The following is an 18,650-nucleotide window of genomic DNA, read 5'->3' on the forward strand; positions in this document are numbered from 1 at the left end:
GAGCCGTATCGCGGCTGAGCGTCCCTTTGAGCGACTTGTTAGACTGCGCGCTCAACGCAACGAGCCCCAAAATAAAAATAAAAAGCCAGCCACAATTAAGGCCGCGCCATACATGGGCAACCATCTCCGAGAATTAGCATACATAGCTTCCACCTTGTTTTCGGCCTCGACATGACCATGAGAGCGCCAGTTTTGAGTATTGCGCAGATTGTCTTGTTTCTATGGATTGCCAATAATCACTGCGCGGCGTGTACCAGAATGCAGCGCCTATTGAGGCAAGGGTAATTTCCGTCGTCATGCAGTCTATGTTTCGTAAAATTTCGATTATGAAATCCATTGAATCTTCTGGATGAGATAAGAGAGTTCGATCACTCTAACGCATAGCAAACCGTTGCTGCCCGGTTTTATCGCGCAGGGTCCAGCGACTCTGAAGAGGTCCAGGCTGAGCGCAGGGTTAGAAACTCTCTGTTCTTGCACTTTTGGATTCCTTTCTTGGATTATGCGGCCCGCAGTAACCGTGCCCGGAAACAGTATGATTTTTCTTCATATCGTCTGTAATATTCACCACGAGCTTGAAAAGACTACCCCACGTTGCGATTGTAATGTGCTTTCCGGAAGGCGGTTCAGGCTTGAAATCAAGCTCGACGGTCACGGATGCTAACCAGTTTTCCGGAATGCCCTCTGCATAAAGATGCTTTTTCAGGAGTGAGTGGTAGCCACAAATAAGCTTTGAAAATTCTAAACTCACTGGAATTATTGATTTCGCAAGAAGATCAATGCGAACTACTTGCACGCCATTTTGTTGCGCAAGAAGACGAAGTTTTCCAATACCCCAATAGCCGCCTACATCGTTGTTGCGGCTTATGAACGAACCATACAACCCGGATGCAATGTTTTTGAATTGTTTCCGTCGTGCCATGATGAGCCTCTAACGTGGAGCAAACCCAACGCCCGTCAAGTCGGTCGCGTTAAGCGCAGGATTAAGCGTTAAAATCCGTACAGTGAACGGATTCACAACAAACCTCCACGAGCTGCTCGATCTCTAAGTAAGGCGACCCATTCATCGCTTGAATCAACCAAGCAATCGGCCAATGGCCAGCCTGGCGAGGATTCGATTAGATGAAGTATTGACCACGCCAAACCAAAACAACCATCAGGCCCAAACAGTTTGACCAGAGCGCGAGCCTCTTCATTTGACACCGGCTTGGTTACGGAAAGAAGCAATGCCTCCACTTGACGCAGATGCTCTACCGACGCCTCAGGCTCGGGCGACAGTGGACCTAGCAGAACGAGGCGATTAATCTCAGGACGCATAGATCATCTCATCCGACGAAAACCACAAAGCGATTTTTGGTCGGGTAAAGCGCCGTGTTATGCGCTTTGCCAAATATTAAACCTGATAACGTCGTTATGTATGCCATATACCATAGCGACTTTTGATTTTTCGTTGAAATAGTAGTCCATCCATCCGTTATTCATTCTTAACTCCCAGTCTTCCTTGTTGCCATATCTTTCCAGGTAGAGGCTGATTTTTCTTTTCTTACCAAACTTCCATTTTCTGCCCAGCGGGTCGTTATACCAAACAGACTTAACAAAAGCATTTTCTTCATATATTGCCATGTCAAACTCAGGTGTATTTATACGATAAGAAATATCTTCACCAGTTTTTTCTATTTCCGGCATACCTAATGTGCTCAATATCTCCAAGCCTCCTTCGATTGAAATGCCTAGAGGTATTACAGGAGTGCATAACTTCTTTGGGAGAATAATGTTCATTTTTGTTAATTGCGCTTAACGTAAAATTCAGCCGACGCTTGAAGCGTAGTGCAAAGTGATGGGCTGAAATAAGTAGTTAGGTTTCATTGGCTTTCAAACCATTTTCCAATCAAAAAACCAATTAGCCCCAAAAGCAAGAAAAACCCGATAATGGTGTGAAAGATTTTTTTTTGAGACGAAAAATCTTTTTGCAGCAATGCAGCCGACTTTTCCTCGTCAATTTTTCTCAAAACAACATCATCAGGATGAGTGAAGATTTCGTCAGCAGAGGTATAAGTTTCAAACTCATCGCCTCGAACCCTGCCGCCAAGCTCTTTTGCAAAATTGATTACATGGTCAATTTCCCAAATTTCAGGGGTCTTTATCCAAAGCTCGCCATCGTTGTACCAAAGCGTGGACTCTCCGTTTTCAGTTAACAACTTAAATGAGTCCGGCGTTTCTGAATATTTCCAACCTCCGATTTTAGTTGCTGCAAACTTTGCTTCTTCGAGAGAAATTGGTAGCTGTTTGCTATTTTCACTGCGTAGTATTGTGAGATGGTAGCTCATAACTATTTTTTTAAATCTAAAGTAGAGCTAACCCGGCGCGGTACGGAAAGCTGAAAAAGCATAACGGCATCGTAACCGCACTCCGGTTGAGCGACATGTTATACCTTTGATTTATCCTGGAACCCGTATCCATAAAAAATATTATTACCAAGGGATTATAAAGTGATAAAAATCGCCAAAAATTTGCATTGCTTTAGATGCTGAAGTTTTAATTGATCTGCCTTTAAATAACCAAAAAGTGAAAATAGGAATAAACAGTGCAACAAAAACCAATATTTCAATTGCATAAAAACCGAAAAAATAAATAGCGGTATTTATCCCACCAAAATATCCTCCAGTTAACGCAAGGATGGAAACCATGGCATTAACTATAATTAGATATTTAAGCTTTAACTTTGCACTTAAAATTAGTTCTTTGTTTTCCATCTCTCAACATGTCCTTAACTTGCATAACGTAGAAGTATGAGGCAGCGGACGCATCGCATTGAAAACGCGGCACGACGCTTCCGCCCGTCCGCACCAATGCGTTATTAAATGGCACGAACTGATTGACCTGCGCCGTGAGGAACAAGGAAAAAATTTTCATATTTTTGAACATAGCCTCTCTCTAATTTTGCCAGCGGCTCTGGATAAGCGAGAAAAGCTTTGTCTAAATTTTCCAGAATATCTTCTTGCTCGGGACCCCATGACTCCATTTGTTTCTCCCGTTGAGCTTGATCTGTGGGTGGTTGACTATTGGGAAATAGCTCAAGCGCTTTTTCAACAATAGATGCGACTTGAGATGCGCCCATAGCGCGCAATGCAGAGGGTGTTGCGGCTGCAATATTGCCACTTAAGTTATGGAAATACTGCTCAAATCCGCCGTTGTTTATTTCCTGTTCCAGTTTGTCGAGACAAAAGACTACTCTTTCTGGATCAGTAAGCGCATCGAAACCGATCGTGGCTTCGCGAGCGTAGACCAGATTGCTCATCGCAATGGCAAAATCGTTGTCGGAAACGTGATTTAGCGCCTCCTGCACAGAATTTGGGATGCGCTCATATATAGGAAGGTTGCTCATTATTGTGCCATTTTAGGTTGAAAATCACCGGACGAAGGCAAGCTATGCTTGCCTTCGTCCGGTGGATTGGAAGGTTAGGCATTTTCACCATAAGTGCCACCATGGCTTAGAGACGGCGGCAAGCAAGCCCTCACGAGAGAGCTCAAGAATCTCAAAACTTCCGTCTTCGACCCCAGGAATGTCTTCATCGTGCTTGAAGCCGACATAGGATTTTGCGAGTTCTAGCGGAATCTCAAAAATCCAGTCGACCTCGGCTTTTTTTCCACCTTCAGCGTCTTGCTTCGAGCCATAGTGCACGCGTAAATCTGAAAACAATTCGGGAGGTGCGCCCTCAAAACTGAGGTCTGTAGGTCCGTAGTCCCCACCTCTGTGCTGGATGCGCCAGTTTTGTTGACCATCGTTCCATTCAGCAGACGATGAGAACATGACGTGTTCCTCAATCGAGCACGCTATCGCAGTGCAGTTCGACGATACGTGTTGAACGACTACATTGGAGATGAGTTTGTGATCACAACCTTTGGCCACCATCAAATACCAACCCGAATGCAGTTGACGCCCCACGACGAGGGCATGGCCATAGTCACTAAGTTTTCCAGTCGTGCTGAGTCCCAGTTGCTGATGGATAGCTTCAACCGTTTTGCCTTTTATGGCGAGCCACGACAATGCGTACCCCATGGTTTCTCCTATGTCCAACGATAAGGGTAAGTTGACAGCGAAGGCGTAGAGACAATAGCCGCGTAGCTTTTACCGGCCAAATTTACCTGTTGTTTAGGGTTTACCAAAATTTCCACCAAGACTTCCCTTTTCGAGTAGCGATTTTCAGGTTTCCATTTTTGAATTCATTAAACTTGACATCCAGAAAGCTAGCGAGCCGGTCAAAGTCGATACTTTCCCATTCGCCGTAAACAACATTTGGGAAAAAGATACCAAGATCAGCAAGATAACTCTCGTAGTACGCTGATGTGAATTGGTTGCCGACATCATTCAAGTTCCATTCTCCAAATTTCCAATCCATGTACTCATCGAAGTACGTCGCTGCGGATAGTTCCCCCTTCCGAACTTGTTCCAGCACCTCTGAATCTTCCTTCGCAATTTCTTCAGCGATCAGATTTCGTTGAATACACCAACGAACGTAGGCGGCGATATGGGTCGCTGCATTTTCCTCAGGCAGACTTTTTTCAGCGCAAGTATCCGTATGCCAATCAGCTCGATCATAAGACATTTTTTAAACCCTAGCGATAAAGTTCACTCGTTGGTTAGCCATTAGCCCATTGCATGTAGGTTTCCCAATTTTTTTCAATAGTAGCAATGCATTGCACGTTATGAGAAGGAATTCCGTTTTTTAATTCCTGATGGAAAGATGCAACGTCAATCTCAGGCTTGGTGCAGTAAACAAACTCTTTAAACGTGCCAGTTGTGATTGCTAAAGCTTGAACAGCAGATCCTTTTGATTTCAGCATCTCTAAAACTTTGTCCTCAATGATACTGACAGTCTTATTTTCTTCCGGATCGGGCATTTCACCGTGGCGAGGATTATTTAACGGAATTGCAATTCCAATTTTCAATACGAGTTCTGATTTACCGACAAACGAACGAAGATTTGCATTTATTCTGACGACGATGGGGCTACCATCATACTCACCCTGAGCGACTTGCCAGTTGTCATCGGCGAACATCATTGATGAATCATGCACTTTCTTAAAAAGTCCAAACATTATGTATTTTCCTTTTTGGCACTTGATGGCTAACGCCGAGCCCACCCGACGAAAACTGCATAGCGATTTTTGAACGGGTAAATCGACGTATTATGCGTTTGTAAGCCCAACTAGACTCATTTTTGTTTGTTCATATTTGTCTCCGACTAGCCCTACTGTGGGATGGTAGCGAAATCCTGATTTTTCCTGCGCTGCTGCTTCAAGCGCTGCCTTTGCATACTGCTGTGCCTCGGAGATGTTTCCTGCGTTTTGCAACAGGATTGCATAGGTGGCGGACCAAATAAAGTGATCAACTGGAAACATTAATCTGGTTTTGGTCTTTTCCAGGAGTGTAATGCACCCCTGATAATATTCCTTTAGGCCATAAGTCGCGACCAAGTATGGATATTCGAGGTAAGCTCGGGTTTGTAGTTGAGGATACGCAACTTCCCTAGCAAGAGCAGATTGATACGCTTGGATTGCTAGATTCAATTGGTCAAGCGATAAATGTGCTTTGGCTTTATCAACCCATGCTTGTGCGCAATCGAAGTGCTCGCCAAGAGCAAAGTACTGATCAAGTAGTTGTAAAGTTATCTCTGGTTGGGATTCGGCAAGTATGCTGGCTTGGATGCGCAGGTATTGACTTTTATCACGCGCACGCTTCAGTTTTGCCGTAAAAGCAACTTCGATAACTCCATCCCACGTATTGTTTCGATACCAGTCGTGGCGGCTCATTTTAGCGACACATCATGTAAATCTAATATGTGGGAGCGATAGCCACCGTACCGCTTGAGCGTTAAGTTATAAGGTATTATTGATTCCATTCGTCACCAGTTGATCTGCGATATGGCTTTGGTTTGTCATCTGCCGGTATGGAGAACTTACAGTTACAGCAAGAAAGTTTTTTGATATTTATGAAGCAGGACAAAGCCCATATGCTAAAAAATCTTTTATCGCAGTTTGGGCACGTCGCCGAAATAACATGGAATGCTATCAACGCCCAAGTGGAATAAGCTCCTATAGAAAATATAAGATCATAATTATTAATGCCGAGTCCGACCATTTCAGATGTTGCAACTGAAATAAATGCTAATAGTGCAGGGATGCCACAATATTGCAATTTCCGTTTGATTTTATGTAACTCTATGAGTTTTTGATCTTTGTTCATTATTATCTCAAGGACTTATAACGTGCTAGGTAACCGACCGCCGCAGCGCGCAGCCTAAAGGCGGTCCGGTTGGGCGTCACTTTACGTAGCCCAAGGCGGCTGTTCTTGGAGTGCGCCAAGGATGGAATGCTTGATCGCGATAAGTTGCCACAAACGTGATTGCCTCCTTGAGCGTTCGTGGATAGGGCACTACTTGATTTCCACCCGCAGGACTATGGATATAGATAGATTGAAAGAGAAAGCCATGGGCTGCGAGAAGTTGAACTTTCTTCCATTGCATTGCCTCGGTCTTTTTCGGTGCATGAAACTTGCGGCCCAACATTGTCATTGGCGTTGAGCACTGCGGGCAGAGGCGAACGTCGAGTGAGTGAGGCATTCGGAACGACTTACGGCATTTGAAGCAAACAAAAGGAAAAAGATAGCGCTGGATGTCACGCTCCTTTGGGAAGTAGGTGTGATGATTAAAGCCGACCATGGGTGCGAATTATTATGACGCCCAACGTCTGTACACACTGACGCTACGTGGTTTCATCGCGTAGCGTCCGGCGGAATGATAGGTTGGGCAACAGGTTGATTAAGCAGTGCGAGAACGTTGCGCTCAATATCAGTTGGTTCGACATCGTAGCCTGTTGCATTTGGGCCGCTCCAGTTTAAACCAGCCAGCATTCCGTCCTTCATTAGCCCAGGAATCCAGCGCTGGTTAAATGTTTCCCAAGCAATTGGCTCTGGCCTGAAATCTCGATAAGCCTCCACGTTTGTGATGATTTGCAAGGCTCTGGATTTTGACGACCAGAATGGCATCGCGCGTTTTTTATCTCCGTTGATTGGCGCAGGAAATCCCGCGCTATCTCGAATGGCCCAAACAACGCGGGCTGCAGCAACCTCGCGGTAAAAACTAGCGGCGTTTGGGGCGGCGATGCTCATGGTATCCAACCTGGAGTTAAGCGACCGACGGGGCTGTTTGCTGCAACGCCGGGTTGGGCGTCTGACGTTGGTGATATGTGTGCTGTTCCACAAGGGCTCCTTTGTATTCGATCTCGTCTGTTTTTATAGACGAGCTACAAACAAAGTCGAAGGAAATGATCTTCTTCCGATTTGTGCTAATTCGTTCGGTACTATGCTTGAGTTCAATGGATGCGGCTCTTATTTGGTCACGATCAATATTCTCCGCTGCAAAACGATTGTTCAGCCACATGCTCAATTCGCCAGTGATCCTCAGCGCAGGAATTGAGCCGGAACTGTGTGAGTTGCTCGCATTGATGAGGTCGACATGAAGTATTCCGTCTGGCAACTCAGCCAAGGTTTCGTAATCTTCGCCCAGACGCCAGCCAACAATCATCTGACAAATGGTGTTCGCTATACCTTGTAGCACTTTTCGTCTCATTCTGACACCCAGCGATAAGGTTAACTTGACGGTGAAAGCTTAGCGACGACAGGCGCGCGGCTTTTGCCGGTCAGTTTGACTCGCGGATTAGGGTTGCTTTGATAATTCATCCAATTTCTCTCCAATATCCATTCGATTTGGGTTCTCTCGTTGAGCCTTTTTGAGTAATTCAATTGCTTGCTTATCCTGCCCGTAAGCCATGTAGACTTCAGCTTCCGCAATAGGATCAGATTTTTGCCCCTTACGTTTAGGGTACTTGATCCGTTGCCAAATCGTCAGTCCGAGAAACGCAATAAAGAATGTTCCTGCAAGTAACAATCCGGCTAGCTGTGAGTTCTGAACGACCATAGTCACCCGACAGCAGAGTTAACCGGCTGCCGGAGCCAATGCGGAGGGGCCTGCAAGCCTAGCTTGCAGTCGGTCCGGTTGAGCGCCAAGTCATGCGAACTTTTCGGCGAGTTGCGGATAGAGTTCATAGACTTTGTCTTCATCCCATGCTTGGCCAGACGGTTCATCGGGATGGGGACTTTCGCGATTGACGATTGACCCCACGGCGGCCTTGACACCGTCGGTCACCGCATACTGATAGCCCTCATAAAACCATGCGTCTTCGTCAAAATCTTCCGCGGCCAATGACTCAGGATCTGCGAGTGCGCGCTCAAACGCAGTGCGACCGCGAGAAATAAGTGAGGCTCGAAAATCAGAAAAGGTGTCGTCGCCGCAGCCACCGTTGATGACATATGCCGCGCCCCACAATGGATACGAATAGGCACGATCCATCATTGCACGGAAAAGAGCCGAAAACGCTCTCGCATCATCTTTGGGTAGTTCGGAGAGCGCTGTGCGAATCAACTCGCATTTCTGATCCATGTCGCCGTTAGATTGCTCGTGCGCCGAGTCGATGATCGTCCAGAATTTCATTTCATCCATAAACACCTCCTTGAGTGCCATGTTAGGAATTATTGATTTGCTGCTGAATAGCGGGGATAGCTTTGTTGCAAATTGCGTCTACGACTTCACTAACTAGGCCCTGCAAATTAGTGGTTGAATCAACTGACCACCAATAATCTTCGCCTTGTGGCATTAAATAGCCAATCCGTTTAACCCACCCAACCGGCCAATGAATATTTGCTGAAGGTTTGACAGGCAAATAACTCAACTTTTGCCGGGCAGACTCCCAATCTTCCTTAGGCACGACATAAAGATTGATTGTGAACTTTAGGCCATTAGAATCGCTAAACATGGATTTTTGTAGCCCGATTAATGCCCAATGCTTATCTGATTTTATAGTGTAATTCTGGCCCGAACCCTTAAGGCCATATTCTCTTAACTTTGGAGCTACTGAGTCTTTTAATAGATATTTAAACGTGTCTTGGATCTTGGTCATTCTGATGCCTAACGTAAAAGTGAGGGGTGCGACGCCGATAGGCAGAGTTTCTTACTCGGCTGTCGGGTTGGGCCGCTTATCGCTGGAAGAACCATTGCATAAATTCCTCGGCGACTTTCGGCGATAACTCCTGAGCCGCCTCAGCAACTGCAACTTGACCTTTTGATGCAGCGATGGCCGAAAGAGCACAAGCCAAAAAGGTTTCATCCCATTCACGGGCAGAGGCGGCTGCAACTAAAGCAGGCAGCCGCGACAGCGCATTGAAGTACGAAGGCGCAATATCTTCTGGAACGGATATACCATTCTTTTTGCGACATATTTCCACCCAAGCGGGAAACTGAAAATAAGTGAATTCCGCTTTCAACGGTGACGAAGCAAGAACTTTGACCACATGCGGAACTGCGGCAAACGAGGCCGTATAAACATCACCTTGATGAGCAAGTGAACTCCACAATGAAAACCAAGGCTCCTTATCGTCTGACGAATCAGGAACTTCAGCGAGTTGCTTCAACAAACCAGGTATATCGGACGCCTGCCCATAAGCGTGCTGCAACTCAGACCAGCGCGAACTTTCGAGACTTAGCAATACGACCTCCTTTTGATAGTTCACTCAATCAAAACCGCATCGCGGTATTTGGGCGGGTGGAGCGCCGTGTTATGCGATTTAGACAACACTTACTCTGTCTTTACTGGTGAAAAGCCCACCTGTATTTGTCACAATTAATTCCTTTAGCTCATCTGACGATGCTTTCTTGGCGAATTCTAGTTCTGCCGGAGTAATGCCTACCACTTGCAGTAAATCAACTCGCCCTGACTTAATAGAAAAACTTTTCGGAAAATTAATTGGTTGTGTAAACATCATGGTTTTTATACCCGCTGATAAAGTGAGAGGAACACGGTTCCCATAATCAAGAGGCGGATAATCCCCTATTTTCCCGGCAAAAAGCAGCAAGTTATACGCCATTAAAGTTTGTAACACCTCAACAGCCCACATTTCTTCTTCATTGGTTTCCATCAGAAACTCTACACCCTGACCTGAATAGTCTTCTGGGGATTCGGCTTCCCATGGATTTGACATACCAGATGTAATATATGCCCATGTTTTTCTATTTTCAGTTGGAGGGCATTTAAATACACCGTGCGTCAACCAGCGAGGGTCAACGGCATCTGCATTCATCCGGTTAAATATCTCGGTTGATAATGGGTAAATGCCTAGTCCAGTATCACCAAATATTTGTTTGTATGCTTTTTCTTCCCGCTCTTCCCAACATTCTTCAAGAAAACTCATAGCCTTTCCTTAGCATAACACTGAGCTAAACCGAACGCTGAAGCATAGCGGAAGCTGGTTGGATTGAGAAACATCTTATGTTTTTCATGACCATCCTTTAAATTCATGCACTCTGAATTCTTCAGGCGTTAATGAATTTTCATACTCGCACACTTCTTTAAGTGCTTGGGAAACTATCGTATCACTACTAGGCCACGTGTCTGAAAACGCTTGCCAGCATATACCTTTCGTTACCTCAGTGATTGTTGCAGATGCAAGTAATGCCATTCTCAGATCAAAAGTATCCGATGAGCCAAAATTGAATAAGGTTGATTTCGTGCACTTTTTAAGATGTTGATCTATTTCCGCATTAGCGAAGTATGCAACCGGTACTGGTTTTTTGAGGAGTTTATCTAACCAAGATTGCTTAGGCTGCTTTATATGCTTATTGACATCGAAATCGTCGTAATAGAACTCAAATCCTGCATAGTAATCTTTGCCTATTAATTCAGGGTGTGAATGGTCCTGTATATTGATTTTAAAAGGCAAAAATCCCGAATGCTTGCTAAACGAGAACTCAGGATGAATTTGGCACGACATGCCGAGCTCTTGCATTTTTTGTAACCAAATTGGAACAATTAAATCGTCCAACTCATTTAGAAATACATTTATATCCATGCTCATGTTAGTTCTCTCCAAGAAACATAAAGTGCTAAGTGAGGGAGGCTACGCCGGCTTGCCAGCGTAGCCTCCCTGCGGCGAACCAGTACCTCGAACGTATGTTAGGTGCCATGCCGTGTCGCCCCTGATACGGGTTGAATTGACCGAAACGATTCGGATACCGCAGCGTGCCAAGGGAAGAGGCCTTCGCGAGACGGCCAAACGACTTGGTATAGTGGGAAGGCGTCACCCTCATAAAACCACCTGCAAAAGCCCACGTTTTCGCGATAGTGGGAAATAGGAACCTCGACAAAACAGCATGAATAACCCTCCAGCAGTTCTTCTGTGGGGAGCGCGAGACCAATGGGATTGCCGTCTTTTATGGCTTCTGCGGCGATATGCAGTATTTGATGCGCTACGTTAGCAGGCAGCCCGAAAATGATGAGTTCGGGATGCTGATAAGAGTGAAACAGCCCAACAGTGAACGAGTAAGGGGGCAGTTCGCCTTCAGCCAAAATATTGAGGCAATGCCAACCAAATTTCTCGACATCTTCGAGGAGCTTGGTTTCACCGGGATCTGTGCCAACAGTACGAACCATGTTTTTGGAACCTAACTTAGAGCTAATCGGCGCTGCTCGGCTTTTCGCGCAGCGTGGAGGGTTGGGCGCCTAGTGGCTGACCGCTTCTAGTGATTGCGAAGAGTTCGCCGAGCGTGAGGTTCTCGCTCCAGACGCTCGCGAACGGCAACCCGTAATTTGCCTCCATGTCCTTCGCAAGGGTTTCCACCTCAAGAGCGTCCGGTATCCAGTGGCTTGGGTAAAGTGCCCGATATATCGACAAGATTTTGTCGTTGGGGCTAAACTTCAACTTCTCCTTGTTTGGGAAAGCAAACGCATCAACAAAGAGCGCCAAGAACTCGCGAATTTCGGCCTTGGGTGCATTGGGGAATGCTTCGCGCCAGCCCTTGCCTTGGCAGCCCCGGCTAGCAAACGGCCCGGGTAAACGACCAGCCGACACGACGCCCCACAGAATGACGGAGGTAACCGCAATCACAAGGACGACGGTTGAGAGAGCCATGGTTTATGACGCCCAACGTAGAGCTAATCGGCGCTGCGCGGCTTTATCGCGCAGCGTCCAGCGACCGAAGGGAGAGAGGTTGAGCGCAGGGTTAGCCACGACTGAAGAACCGCAACAGAGTTGATAGCCAATAGCCATAGAGCCACCGATTTAACAATGGCCCGACTTTGACGCCCACACATTGTCCCAATTGGTTGTAGTAGAAGCAGAGATATTCTCGGTCTTCGGTATCGAACGGCTTTTCGACAGAACGAAGTGAGGTCGCGATACAAGCTTTGAGCTGAGTCGGCTGTGCACCACGTTGCACGAGCAACGACAGGTCTGTGGCGCACTCATTGAGTGCGGCCACCATAGGTTGTGTTACCGATGCGGGCGACGGATTGATAAGACGAAACTCTGGCTCGATGCACCGAAACTTTTTTGTGTCTCGAAAAGCAGCTAGAGCAGAGAGCATAGTGTTGGCGTCGGAGTTCATTGAGTGACTAACTATCGATTATCAGGCAAATCTGCCCGACAAGTTGATATTCCGGGTCTTTTCGGGCGCTTTTGCCCTGATGGCAGCCGATTCGCACACACATGCCTTAATAACCTTATATTCGCCATAGATTCGGAAGGAATTGCCTCTATAAATAATAAGCGCCTCACTATATTTGTTAATCATTTGAAGTCAAGCACAAAATCGCCGATCTTGCTGGAAGATGTTATTGGGATCGTGCGGATCAAGCATTATCCGCCGTATACCGAGCGCACCTATTGTGAGTGGATCAAACAAGTTCATGAAGTTTCATCGACTGGCGAAAGGGCTGCTTTGTTTGAGGATGCGGAGGCCAAGATCGCGACGTTTTTGAGCTATCTGGCCACCCAGCGTCAAGTGGCTTCTGCCACGAAGAATCAGGCGATGACAGCAGTGCCAGCGGCGGCTGCGTATTGGCTGAGGCCGTTGCTGGTGTATTTGCCAATACCGTTGGTGTAGCCGGTCCATTGGTAGCTGTCGTTAGTCCAGCTGGCCGCCTTGATGTCTTGCACCTGGTTACGGGTGTAGCTCCAGGTGTTGTCCTGGGCGGTGCCGGCCAGGTTTTGGGTGAGGCTGGCCAGCGCCGACTGGGTGTCGTAGCTGGCCAGATGGTACTTATCTTTTATCGAATTTGATTTTGTGCTCCCCTAAAAGTATTGCATTCTTTCTCCAGCTCTAACCAAAGCCAATCCTGACCGTACGATCCCACCGTTTCCATACACAGGTGTATCCAGCCCCATTGCCATGTCATGAAATCAGTCTGCCAACTTATCAATTGCCGCTCGGTGGGTGGTCCATAGCGCCAGTTCGGGCTCAGCACGATGTCTAGACCGAATCGCGCGTAAAGGCCGTATTGACCATCCGATAGCTTATACATAAGCTTGCAACGATCAGTCCAGGATGTGACCGACTGCGCCGGTAGCCGATAAAGCGTGCTATGCAGCAATTCGACGGCCCATGAGTAGTGAACAGGGTTGACCGCGAACTTTCTGTCGCCCCAGTCGGTTTGGCAAAAGACTTGGGCTAAAAACACCACATACAATTCTTCAGCGATACGCCTGTCATAAAAGTCTACCCCCATCATCAGTAACAACCGGTAAATATCTTCGGCTTGCCAGCGGTTGTGGTCATGATTCCCCCGTTGTTTGGACTCTCGCCAATACAACACTAAGGCCGTCAAGGCGTCGAGATTGCCTAATTTGAGCAACTTGCGGTGTAGTTCCGATGAGTAAGACTGACGCTGCTTTACGATGCTGATACCACCCTCCTTCGAAGCGCCATAGACAATGGCTTGAACGCGCGGCTCCAGCTTTTCCAGCCAGACATCGATTTTGGGTAGCGCCCGGTCGCCCAGACGTAGCACTTCCCAGAGCGGGTGATTGATTTCTCGGGCGGAACCCGGCGCCTTGGCGTCCACTAGAGCAATCAATGTGGGACCTGGCTTGTGTTTTCCGGCTGGATATTTGCTCCATTTATTCTTCGCTGGTGTTCCAATATTGTTCTGCGGCTCGAAGTGCTTTTCCAGCTGATACGCGGTGGTTAATTGGGTTTTCTGCTGGAGGCCAACATACCAATAATGTGTTCTTAGTCGATTGATAAGACGACGATCATAGGGATTATTGGCAAATTGTTGCAGATAATTTATTTTCGCGTCGTCGAGGCGAAAATTGATAAATGCTTGTTTTAATTGATCTAGGCTTGCCATTTTAGGGTAAAACTTTGCTCAATCTCTCCTGTTTCGCGGATAGCGTACATCAGTTACCCTATTGCGCATCAAAAATTGCTACCGAACGTGACATGACACAACCCGAGCCAATCGAGCCATTAGTACAGGAATTGCTGGAAACATTGACTCGCCTGTACGGCCCGCTCTTGGCAAGTCGCGACCTCTGGAAATTGTTGGGATTTACCAATCCGGCGGCTTATCGCCAAGCCCGTTTGCGGCAACGGATACCGGTAGTGGAATTCGAAATTGAGGGCCGGCGTGGCCGTTTTGCGTTGACGCAGGATGTTGCACGTTGGCTAGCCGAACAGCGCTTATCTTTCCCACAAACTAATAAAGAACAGGAGCCAACGAATGAACTAACTGACAAGCCCAAATAATTCACAGACTCAGAACGACAAAAGCCCAGGGCGGCAACCCCGGGCTTTTCAAGAAACCGTCAAGAAATTCATACACTCATGACGATTTCATTGTCGATCTAATCCAGGCCGGCGTCAAGTCGGCCGTCTGTTCCAAAACCCATTTTTTAATACATCGCAACGGGCGAAGGATTTCGCACGCCCGTTGCGAAGGAATGACAATGAAAATATCCATCACCACTTTGCGCCAAGTGATTCGACTCTTGGCAGACCCAGACCTTTCGATGCGCTCCATTGGCATCTCCTGCCGCATTTCACCCAATACCGTCAGAGCGGTCCGAGCGGTGTTGCTCGGAAAACAATTGACATGGGCTGACCTCCACGCCTTGGATGACGGCAAGCTTTACCAAGCGTTGTTCGGCGATAAAAAGTCGGGCGATTCTCGAAAACCTGTTCCAGACTGGATTCAGGTGCATTCCTCATTGCAGCAGCGCGATATGACCTTGCAATTGCTTTGGGACGAATATCGCCAACGCAATCAAGAGGGGTTTTCCTACGAGCAATATTGCCGCCGTTACCGAACCTGGAAACGCAGTTGTAAGATCAGTCTGCGGCAAATCTATTATCCGGGCGAATACATTTTCGTCGACTTTTGCGGGCGCACTATGCCGATTCGTAACGCTGAAACTGGCGAAGTCTGGTTCGCCCAGGTATTTGTCGGGGTGTTAGGCGCTTCCGGGTATTTGTTTGCCGTTGCCGTCGCATCCCAGAAAATCGCCGACTGGCTCAAGGCTCACACGCTCATGTTGGCGCACATCGGCGGCGTACCGCGTTACATCGTCCCGGACAATCTAAAATCCGCCGTGCTGAAGAACAACAAGCAGGGATTATTGCTCAACTCCGCGTATCAGGAACTTGCCGAGCATTACGATTTCATCATAATGCCGGCTAGACCGCGTAAGCCTAAGGATAAATCACTCGGCGAAATCGGCGTACAAATCGTGCAGCGTTGGGTGCTGGCCCGGTTACGCGATCAAGTGTTCTTTAGTTTGGACGCATTGAATACCGCCATCAGCTACTGGATGGAAAAACTCAATGAGCGTACCACTCGCACTTATCCGAATAGTCGGTTCCAACGCTTTTTCGAATTGGATGCACCGGTGTTAGAAGGGCTTCGCAGCGACCCCTATCCTTACAGCCAATGGCGCTACCAGGTGAGAGTCGATGAAAGTTACCATGTTGACTATGAGCAACACCAGTATTCAGTGCTGTATACCTACGCCCATCAACACGTTGATATTCGGGCCAACGACGAGTTTGTTCACGTCTACTACCAACGCCAGCTAGTAGCATCGCATATCCGCCAAATTGGCCCAGGCCGAACCACCTTGGACGAGCATATGCCGCCCAACCATCGTTTGTTTCGCGAAGGGACACTGGAAGGATTACAAACCTGGGCGCAATCCCTCGGCCCGTCTACCGTGACGTTTCTGCAACGTAGCTTGGAAGACAAGCGCCACTTTGCCAGCCGTCTGAAAGCCGCGCAATTACTAAGGCGAGAAGCCCAGAAAGACAACTGGCAGGGGCGCATTGAATCAGCTTGTACCCATGCACTACGGTTGAATTGCCTGGGTTTTGACCGGCTAAGGGGGATTATTCGTACCAATGCCGATAGTCGACAGTCTACGGTGCCCACCGTCAAGGTAATTGAACACGAGAACTTGCGTGGCGCCGATTATTTCACCACCACATCGGAGGCACCCTAATGATCATCGCTGGAACCATACCCCATAAACTCGCGCAGCTTGGCCTACACGGCATGGCCGAGGCCTTGGAAAAACAGCAGTCCGAGCCGAAATTTACCGACATGCCGTTTGAGCAACGTCTGGGTTTGTTAATCGAGCAGGAGTTGTTGAGTAAAGACGCCCGCAAGATCGAACGACTATTGAAAAACGCCAAACTCCGTTACTCCCAGGCGGTACTCGAAGACATCGATTACCGGAATCAGCGTAGCCTGGACCCTTTGCAATTACAAACCTTGGCGACCGGTGAATGGATGCGGCAAAAGCAAAACCTGATTCTGACCGGTACGACCGGCACCGGAAAAAGCTGGATCGCCTGTGCCTTTGGTCAACAAGCTTGTCGGCGAGGGTTAAGTACGCTCTATATGACCGCAACCCGCTTATTTGAGAATTTAACCCTGGGGATGGCCGACGGCAGTTTGCCCAAACTGCGACGTCAATTAATCAGCGCATCGTTGTTAATCATCGACGATGTCGGCATTGGCGGCGTACCCGCTCAATTAGGGCCGATACTTTTAGAAATCCTGGATCAGCAATCGATGGTCGGCTCCTTAATCCTCACCAGTCAATACCCGACTAATAAATGGTACGAATTATTCGAAGACGCCACGGTCGCGGACGCGATTTTGGACCGGATCGTCCATCGAGCCCATCCGATAGAGCTCAAGGGTGAATCAATGCGGAAGCTGAAAGGTAAAAACACGTCTTAAGGACCTAAAATCTATTACTTGTGCACCTGTCAGACCGTGGGTGTGCAAGTAATGCACTTAGGTGTGCAGATGGCGTGCACTTGGGTGTGCAAGTGCGTGCAATTACGCACTGGATAACAAACGATTCGTAAAGATGGCTAGAAACTAGATATCTACCCATCATATTTGTTAGAAACAATTGTATTCGATAATCTCTGTACCATACAGTTATTGATAGGACTCGAACTCCAAAGGGTCAAAATTTAGGATAGAAAACAATATATTTCACCGTCGGCAATAGAGAAAGTTACTTGCTGATATACCAAAAAAGCTGCCTTTCATTAACTGCCGCTTTTGGTCGAGTTGAATAGCCGAAATGGGTCGATTGCGCCAAGTTGCCACGTCCAAAAGCAGTCATTCAAAACGAGCATAATCGTTCCGGAAACGATGCCTTGGTTTGATTTAGAAATGGATGGCGGTTTGACTAGATTATGCCGATAGCGCTATAGCAAGTCCCCATTATCCTGGTGACCTAAGTTAGCCATAATTTCGACTATCCCGCCATTGATCCGATAAAAATGGCTATTTTTGCCCATCCCCTCGAAAAGGTAAAAATTAGCAATAGAAGATGCTGTCGGCACCATAAATCCTTCGTCTATACCCTGCACGGATATAGTCAACGGCCTGATATAAATAGGGCTTCTCCGCGATCTACTCAAAACGCCGAGCATCCTTTGATGATATTGATCCGCCCTCTGGATGCCATGTGTTCTAACACCATATAGCCAAAGTCTCTTCAAATCGGTGCGGGCTTTTTCCGAGATCTTATGCGACTTCGCGGGCCTTGGGGAAATCTGGCGATTAGACCGCCAACCGGCACAGGGCTAGATAAAGTGTTTTCGCGGGCGCGAAAAAACATAGTTGCGGGGTAATTATATGCGCTTGTGTAGCGACGCATCCCAAATTTTTCTAAGCAAGTCCCTCTCTTCCGCTCAACCAAGGATGATTGGCTGTTTCCCGCGGTTGCCCTGGCTTCCGGACGTTTGGTGACACTAATACAAAATAATTAATTCAGTCATTCACTGAATTAATTAACTTATAATAATTTCTACTACTGATTATTATCCTTATCAGCAGTAGCCGCATTAAACCTTGATATATTTGTGCAGTCTTATAACCAAGTGAATATCAAAAGAATTCTGCGGCCCTCCCCCGTTTTAACGACCAATCTAGCTCCGGTTACTCCGAATAAATGCGAAAGCCCTCTTATCTGGCCCCCTGCCTATTTCATGACAGTCCGTCAAATATGTCGCCGCAAGCCGCACGGGGCCAGAGAGCGGTGCTGCATTAGGTTTTGATATTGACACCTATTCGATCGGCTAATCCGAAAAGTGTGTCGTAAGCTTCGGCGTCGCCCAACAAGCTGCGTGAATTCCTTTCCGACTTAATAGGAATGCAGTTACCAAAATCCACGACAGCGCGTGTGGAATCGTCTTGCCTGGATATTCGGCACAGCCCTTGGATTTGTGGACAGTGATGATGGA

Annotated in this window: 25 protein-coding genes; 4 read left to right on the forward strand and 21 right to left on the reverse strand. The window is 47.3% G+C overall.

What is annotated here, in order from left to right:
* Positions 1-454: 454 nt before the first annotated feature.
* The 20 genes from AC0IM9_RS15450 to AC0IM9_RS15545 all read right to left on the reverse strand — a co-directional run bounded on the left by AC0IM9_RS15450 (position 455) and on the right by AC0IM9_RS15545 (position 12,494).
* The gene (locus AC0IM9_RS15450) at positions 455-919 is read right to left on the reverse strand and encodes a hypothetical protein (protein ID WP_445370093.1); all 465 of its coding nucleotides are present in this window, start codon (positions 917-919) and stop codon (positions 455-457) included.
* Between the two features lie 452 nt (positions 920-1,371).
* On the reverse strand, positions 1,372-1,776 hold the full coding sequence (locus AC0IM9_RS15455; protein WP_445370094.1) for a hypothetical protein: 405 nt from the start codon (positions 1,774-1,776) through the stop codon (positions 1,372-1,374).
* A gap of 83 nt (positions 1,777-1,859) precedes the next feature.
* Entirely contained in the window at positions 1,860-2,324 is a 465-nt protein-coding gene (locus AC0IM9_RS15460) for a hypothetical protein (protein ID WP_445370095.1), read from the reverse strand.
* A gap of 144 nt (positions 2,325-2,468) precedes the next feature.
* Complete coding sequence (locus AC0IM9_RS15465) at positions 2,469-2,750, reverse strand: hypothetical protein (RefSeq protein WP_445370096.1); 282 nt, start codon at positions 2,748-2,750, stop codon at positions 2,469-2,471.
* A gap of 104 nt (positions 2,751-2,854) precedes the next feature.
* The gene (locus tag AC0IM9_RS15470) at positions 2,855-3,382 is read right to left on the reverse strand and encodes a DMP19 family protein (protein ID WP_445370097.1); all 528 of its coding nucleotides are present in this window, start codon (positions 3,380-3,382) and stop codon (positions 2,855-2,857) included.
* A gap of 84 nt (positions 3,383-3,466) precedes the next feature.
* On the reverse strand, positions 3,467-4,057 hold the full coding sequence (locus AC0IM9_RS15475) for a hypothetical protein (protein WP_445370098.1): 591 nt from the start codon (positions 4,055-4,057) through the stop codon (positions 3,467-3,469).
* A gap of 100 nt (positions 4,058-4,157) precedes the next feature.
* Positions 4,158-4,604 carry a DUF7832 domain-containing protein gene (locus AC0IM9_RS15480; protein WP_445370099.1) on the reverse strand — a complete coding sequence of 149 codons (447 nt, stop codon included), beginning with the start codon at positions 4,602-4,604 and terminating at the stop codon, positions 4,158-4,160.
* 34 nt (positions 4,605-4,638) lie between these two features.
* Positions 4,639-5,097, reverse strand: a complete 459-nt coding sequence (locus AC0IM9_RS15485) for a DUF695 domain-containing protein (protein WP_482804616.1) — start codon at positions 5,095-5,097, stop codon at positions 4,639-4,641.
* Between the two features lie 90 nt (positions 5,098-5,187).
* Positions 5,188-5,811 (reverse strand): hypothetical protein, encoded by a 624-nt coding sequence (locus AC0IM9_RS15490; protein ID WP_445370101.1) that lies wholly within the window; start codon positions 5,809-5,811, stop codon positions 5,188-5,190.
* A gap of 961 nt (positions 5,812-6,772) precedes the next feature.
* Positions 6,773-7,168: a DUF2750 domain-containing protein gene (locus tag AC0IM9_RS15495; protein ID WP_445370105.1), complete on the reverse strand. Its 396-nt coding sequence runs from the start codon at positions 7,166-7,168 to the stop codon at positions 6,773-6,775.
* A 16-nt stretch (positions 7,169-7,184) separates the two neighbouring features.
* Positions 7,185-7,628, reverse strand: a complete 444-nt coding sequence (locus tag AC0IM9_RS15500) for a hypothetical protein (protein WP_482804617.1) — start codon at positions 7,626-7,628, stop codon at positions 7,185-7,187.
* A gap of 87 nt (positions 7,629-7,715) precedes the next feature.
* Positions 7,716-7,976 (reverse strand): type IV pilus assembly protein FimV, encoded by a 261-nt coding sequence (locus AC0IM9_RS15505; protein WP_445370107.1) that lies wholly within the window; start codon positions 7,974-7,976, stop codon positions 7,716-7,718.
* A gap of 90 nt (positions 7,977-8,066) precedes the next feature.
* Positions 8,067-8,558 (reverse strand): DUF4240 domain-containing protein, encoded by a 492-nt coding sequence (locus tag AC0IM9_RS15510; protein WP_445370108.1) that lies wholly within the window; start codon positions 8,556-8,558, stop codon positions 8,067-8,069.
* A 22-nt stretch (positions 8,559-8,580) separates the two neighbouring features.
* Positions 8,581-9,015, reverse strand: a complete 435-nt coding sequence (locus AC0IM9_RS15515) for a DUF4304 domain-containing protein (protein ID WP_445370109.1) — start codon at positions 9,013-9,015, stop codon at positions 8,581-8,583.
* A 76-nt stretch (positions 9,016-9,091) separates the two neighbouring features.
* On the reverse strand, positions 9,092-9,625 hold the full coding sequence (locus tag AC0IM9_RS15520) for a hypothetical protein (protein WP_445370110.1): 534 nt from the start codon (positions 9,623-9,625) through the stop codon (positions 9,092-9,094).
* 54 nt (positions 9,626-9,679) lie between these two features.
* The gene (locus tag AC0IM9_RS15525) at positions 9,680-10,303 is read right to left on the reverse strand and encodes a suppressor of fused domain protein (RefSeq protein WP_445370111.1); all 624 of its coding nucleotides are present in this window, start codon (positions 10,301-10,303) and stop codon (positions 9,680-9,682) included.
* Between the two features lie 84 nt (positions 10,304-10,387).
* The gene (locus AC0IM9_RS15530; protein WP_445370112.1) at positions 10,388-10,966 is read right to left on the reverse strand and encodes a hypothetical protein; all 579 of its coding nucleotides are present in this window, start codon (positions 10,964-10,966) and stop codon (positions 10,388-10,390) included.
* A 98-nt stretch (positions 10,967-11,064) separates the two neighbouring features.
* A complete protein-coding gene (locus AC0IM9_RS15535; protein WP_445370113.1) occupies positions 11,065-11,541 on the reverse strand; it encodes a DUF4262 domain-containing protein in 477 nt (158 codons plus the stop codon).
* Positions 11,542-11,563: 22 nt separating this feature from the next.
* Entirely contained in the window at positions 11,564-12,019 is a 456-nt protein-coding gene (locus AC0IM9_RS15540) for a hypothetical protein (protein ID WP_445370114.1), read from the reverse strand.
* Positions 12,020-12,110: 91 nt separating this feature from the next.
* Positions 12,111-12,494: a DUF4844 domain-containing protein gene (locus AC0IM9_RS15545; protein WP_445370115.1), complete on the reverse strand. Its 384-nt coding sequence runs from the start codon at positions 12,492-12,494 to the stop codon at positions 12,111-12,113.
* Positions 12,495-12,497: 3 nt separating this feature from the next.
* Here AC0IM9_RS15545 and AC0IM9_RS15550 point away from each other — a divergent pair, with 3 nt between their 5' ends.
* A complete protein-coding gene (locus AC0IM9_RS15550; protein WP_482804618.1) occupies positions 12,498-12,992 on the forward strand; it encodes a phage integrase N-terminal SAM-like domain-containing protein in 495 nt (164 codons plus the stop codon).
* A gap of 163 nt (positions 12,993-13,155) precedes the next feature.
* On the opposite strand, the gene AC0IM9_RS15555 is transcribed toward AC0IM9_RS15550, so the two are convergent.
* Complete coding sequence (locus AC0IM9_RS15555) at positions 13,156-14,238, reverse strand: hypothetical protein (protein ID WP_482804619.1); 1,083 nt, start codon at positions 14,236-14,238, stop codon at positions 13,156-13,158.
* Between the two features lie 92 nt (positions 14,239-14,330).
* Between AC0IM9_RS15555 and AC0IM9_RS15560 the strand changes: the two genes are divergently transcribed.
* The 3 genes from AC0IM9_RS15560 to istB all read left to right on the forward strand — a co-directional run bounded on the left by AC0IM9_RS15560 (position 14,331) and on the right by istB (position 17,127).
* Entirely contained in the window at positions 14,331-14,636 is a 306-nt protein-coding gene (locus AC0IM9_RS15560; RefSeq protein WP_445370118.1) for a hypothetical protein, read from the forward strand.
* Positions 14,637-14,836: 200 nt separating this feature from the next.
* Complete coding sequence (gene istA, locus AC0IM9_RS15565) at positions 14,837-16,381, forward strand: IS21 family transposase (protein WP_445370119.1); 1,545 nt, start codon at positions 14,837-14,839, stop codon at positions 16,379-16,381.
* Positions 16,381-17,127 carry an IS21-like element helper ATPase IstB gene (istB, locus tag AC0IM9_RS15570; protein WP_445370120.1) on the forward strand — a complete coding sequence of 249 codons (747 nt, stop codon included), beginning with the start codon at positions 16,381-16,383 and terminating at the stop codon, positions 17,125-17,127. The genes istA and istB overlap by 1 nt, the downstream gene beginning before the upstream one ends.
* The last annotated feature ends 1,523 nt before the right edge of the window (positions 17,128-18,650 follow it).

The organism is Methylomonas sp. Uni0011 (assembly GCF_056850255.1).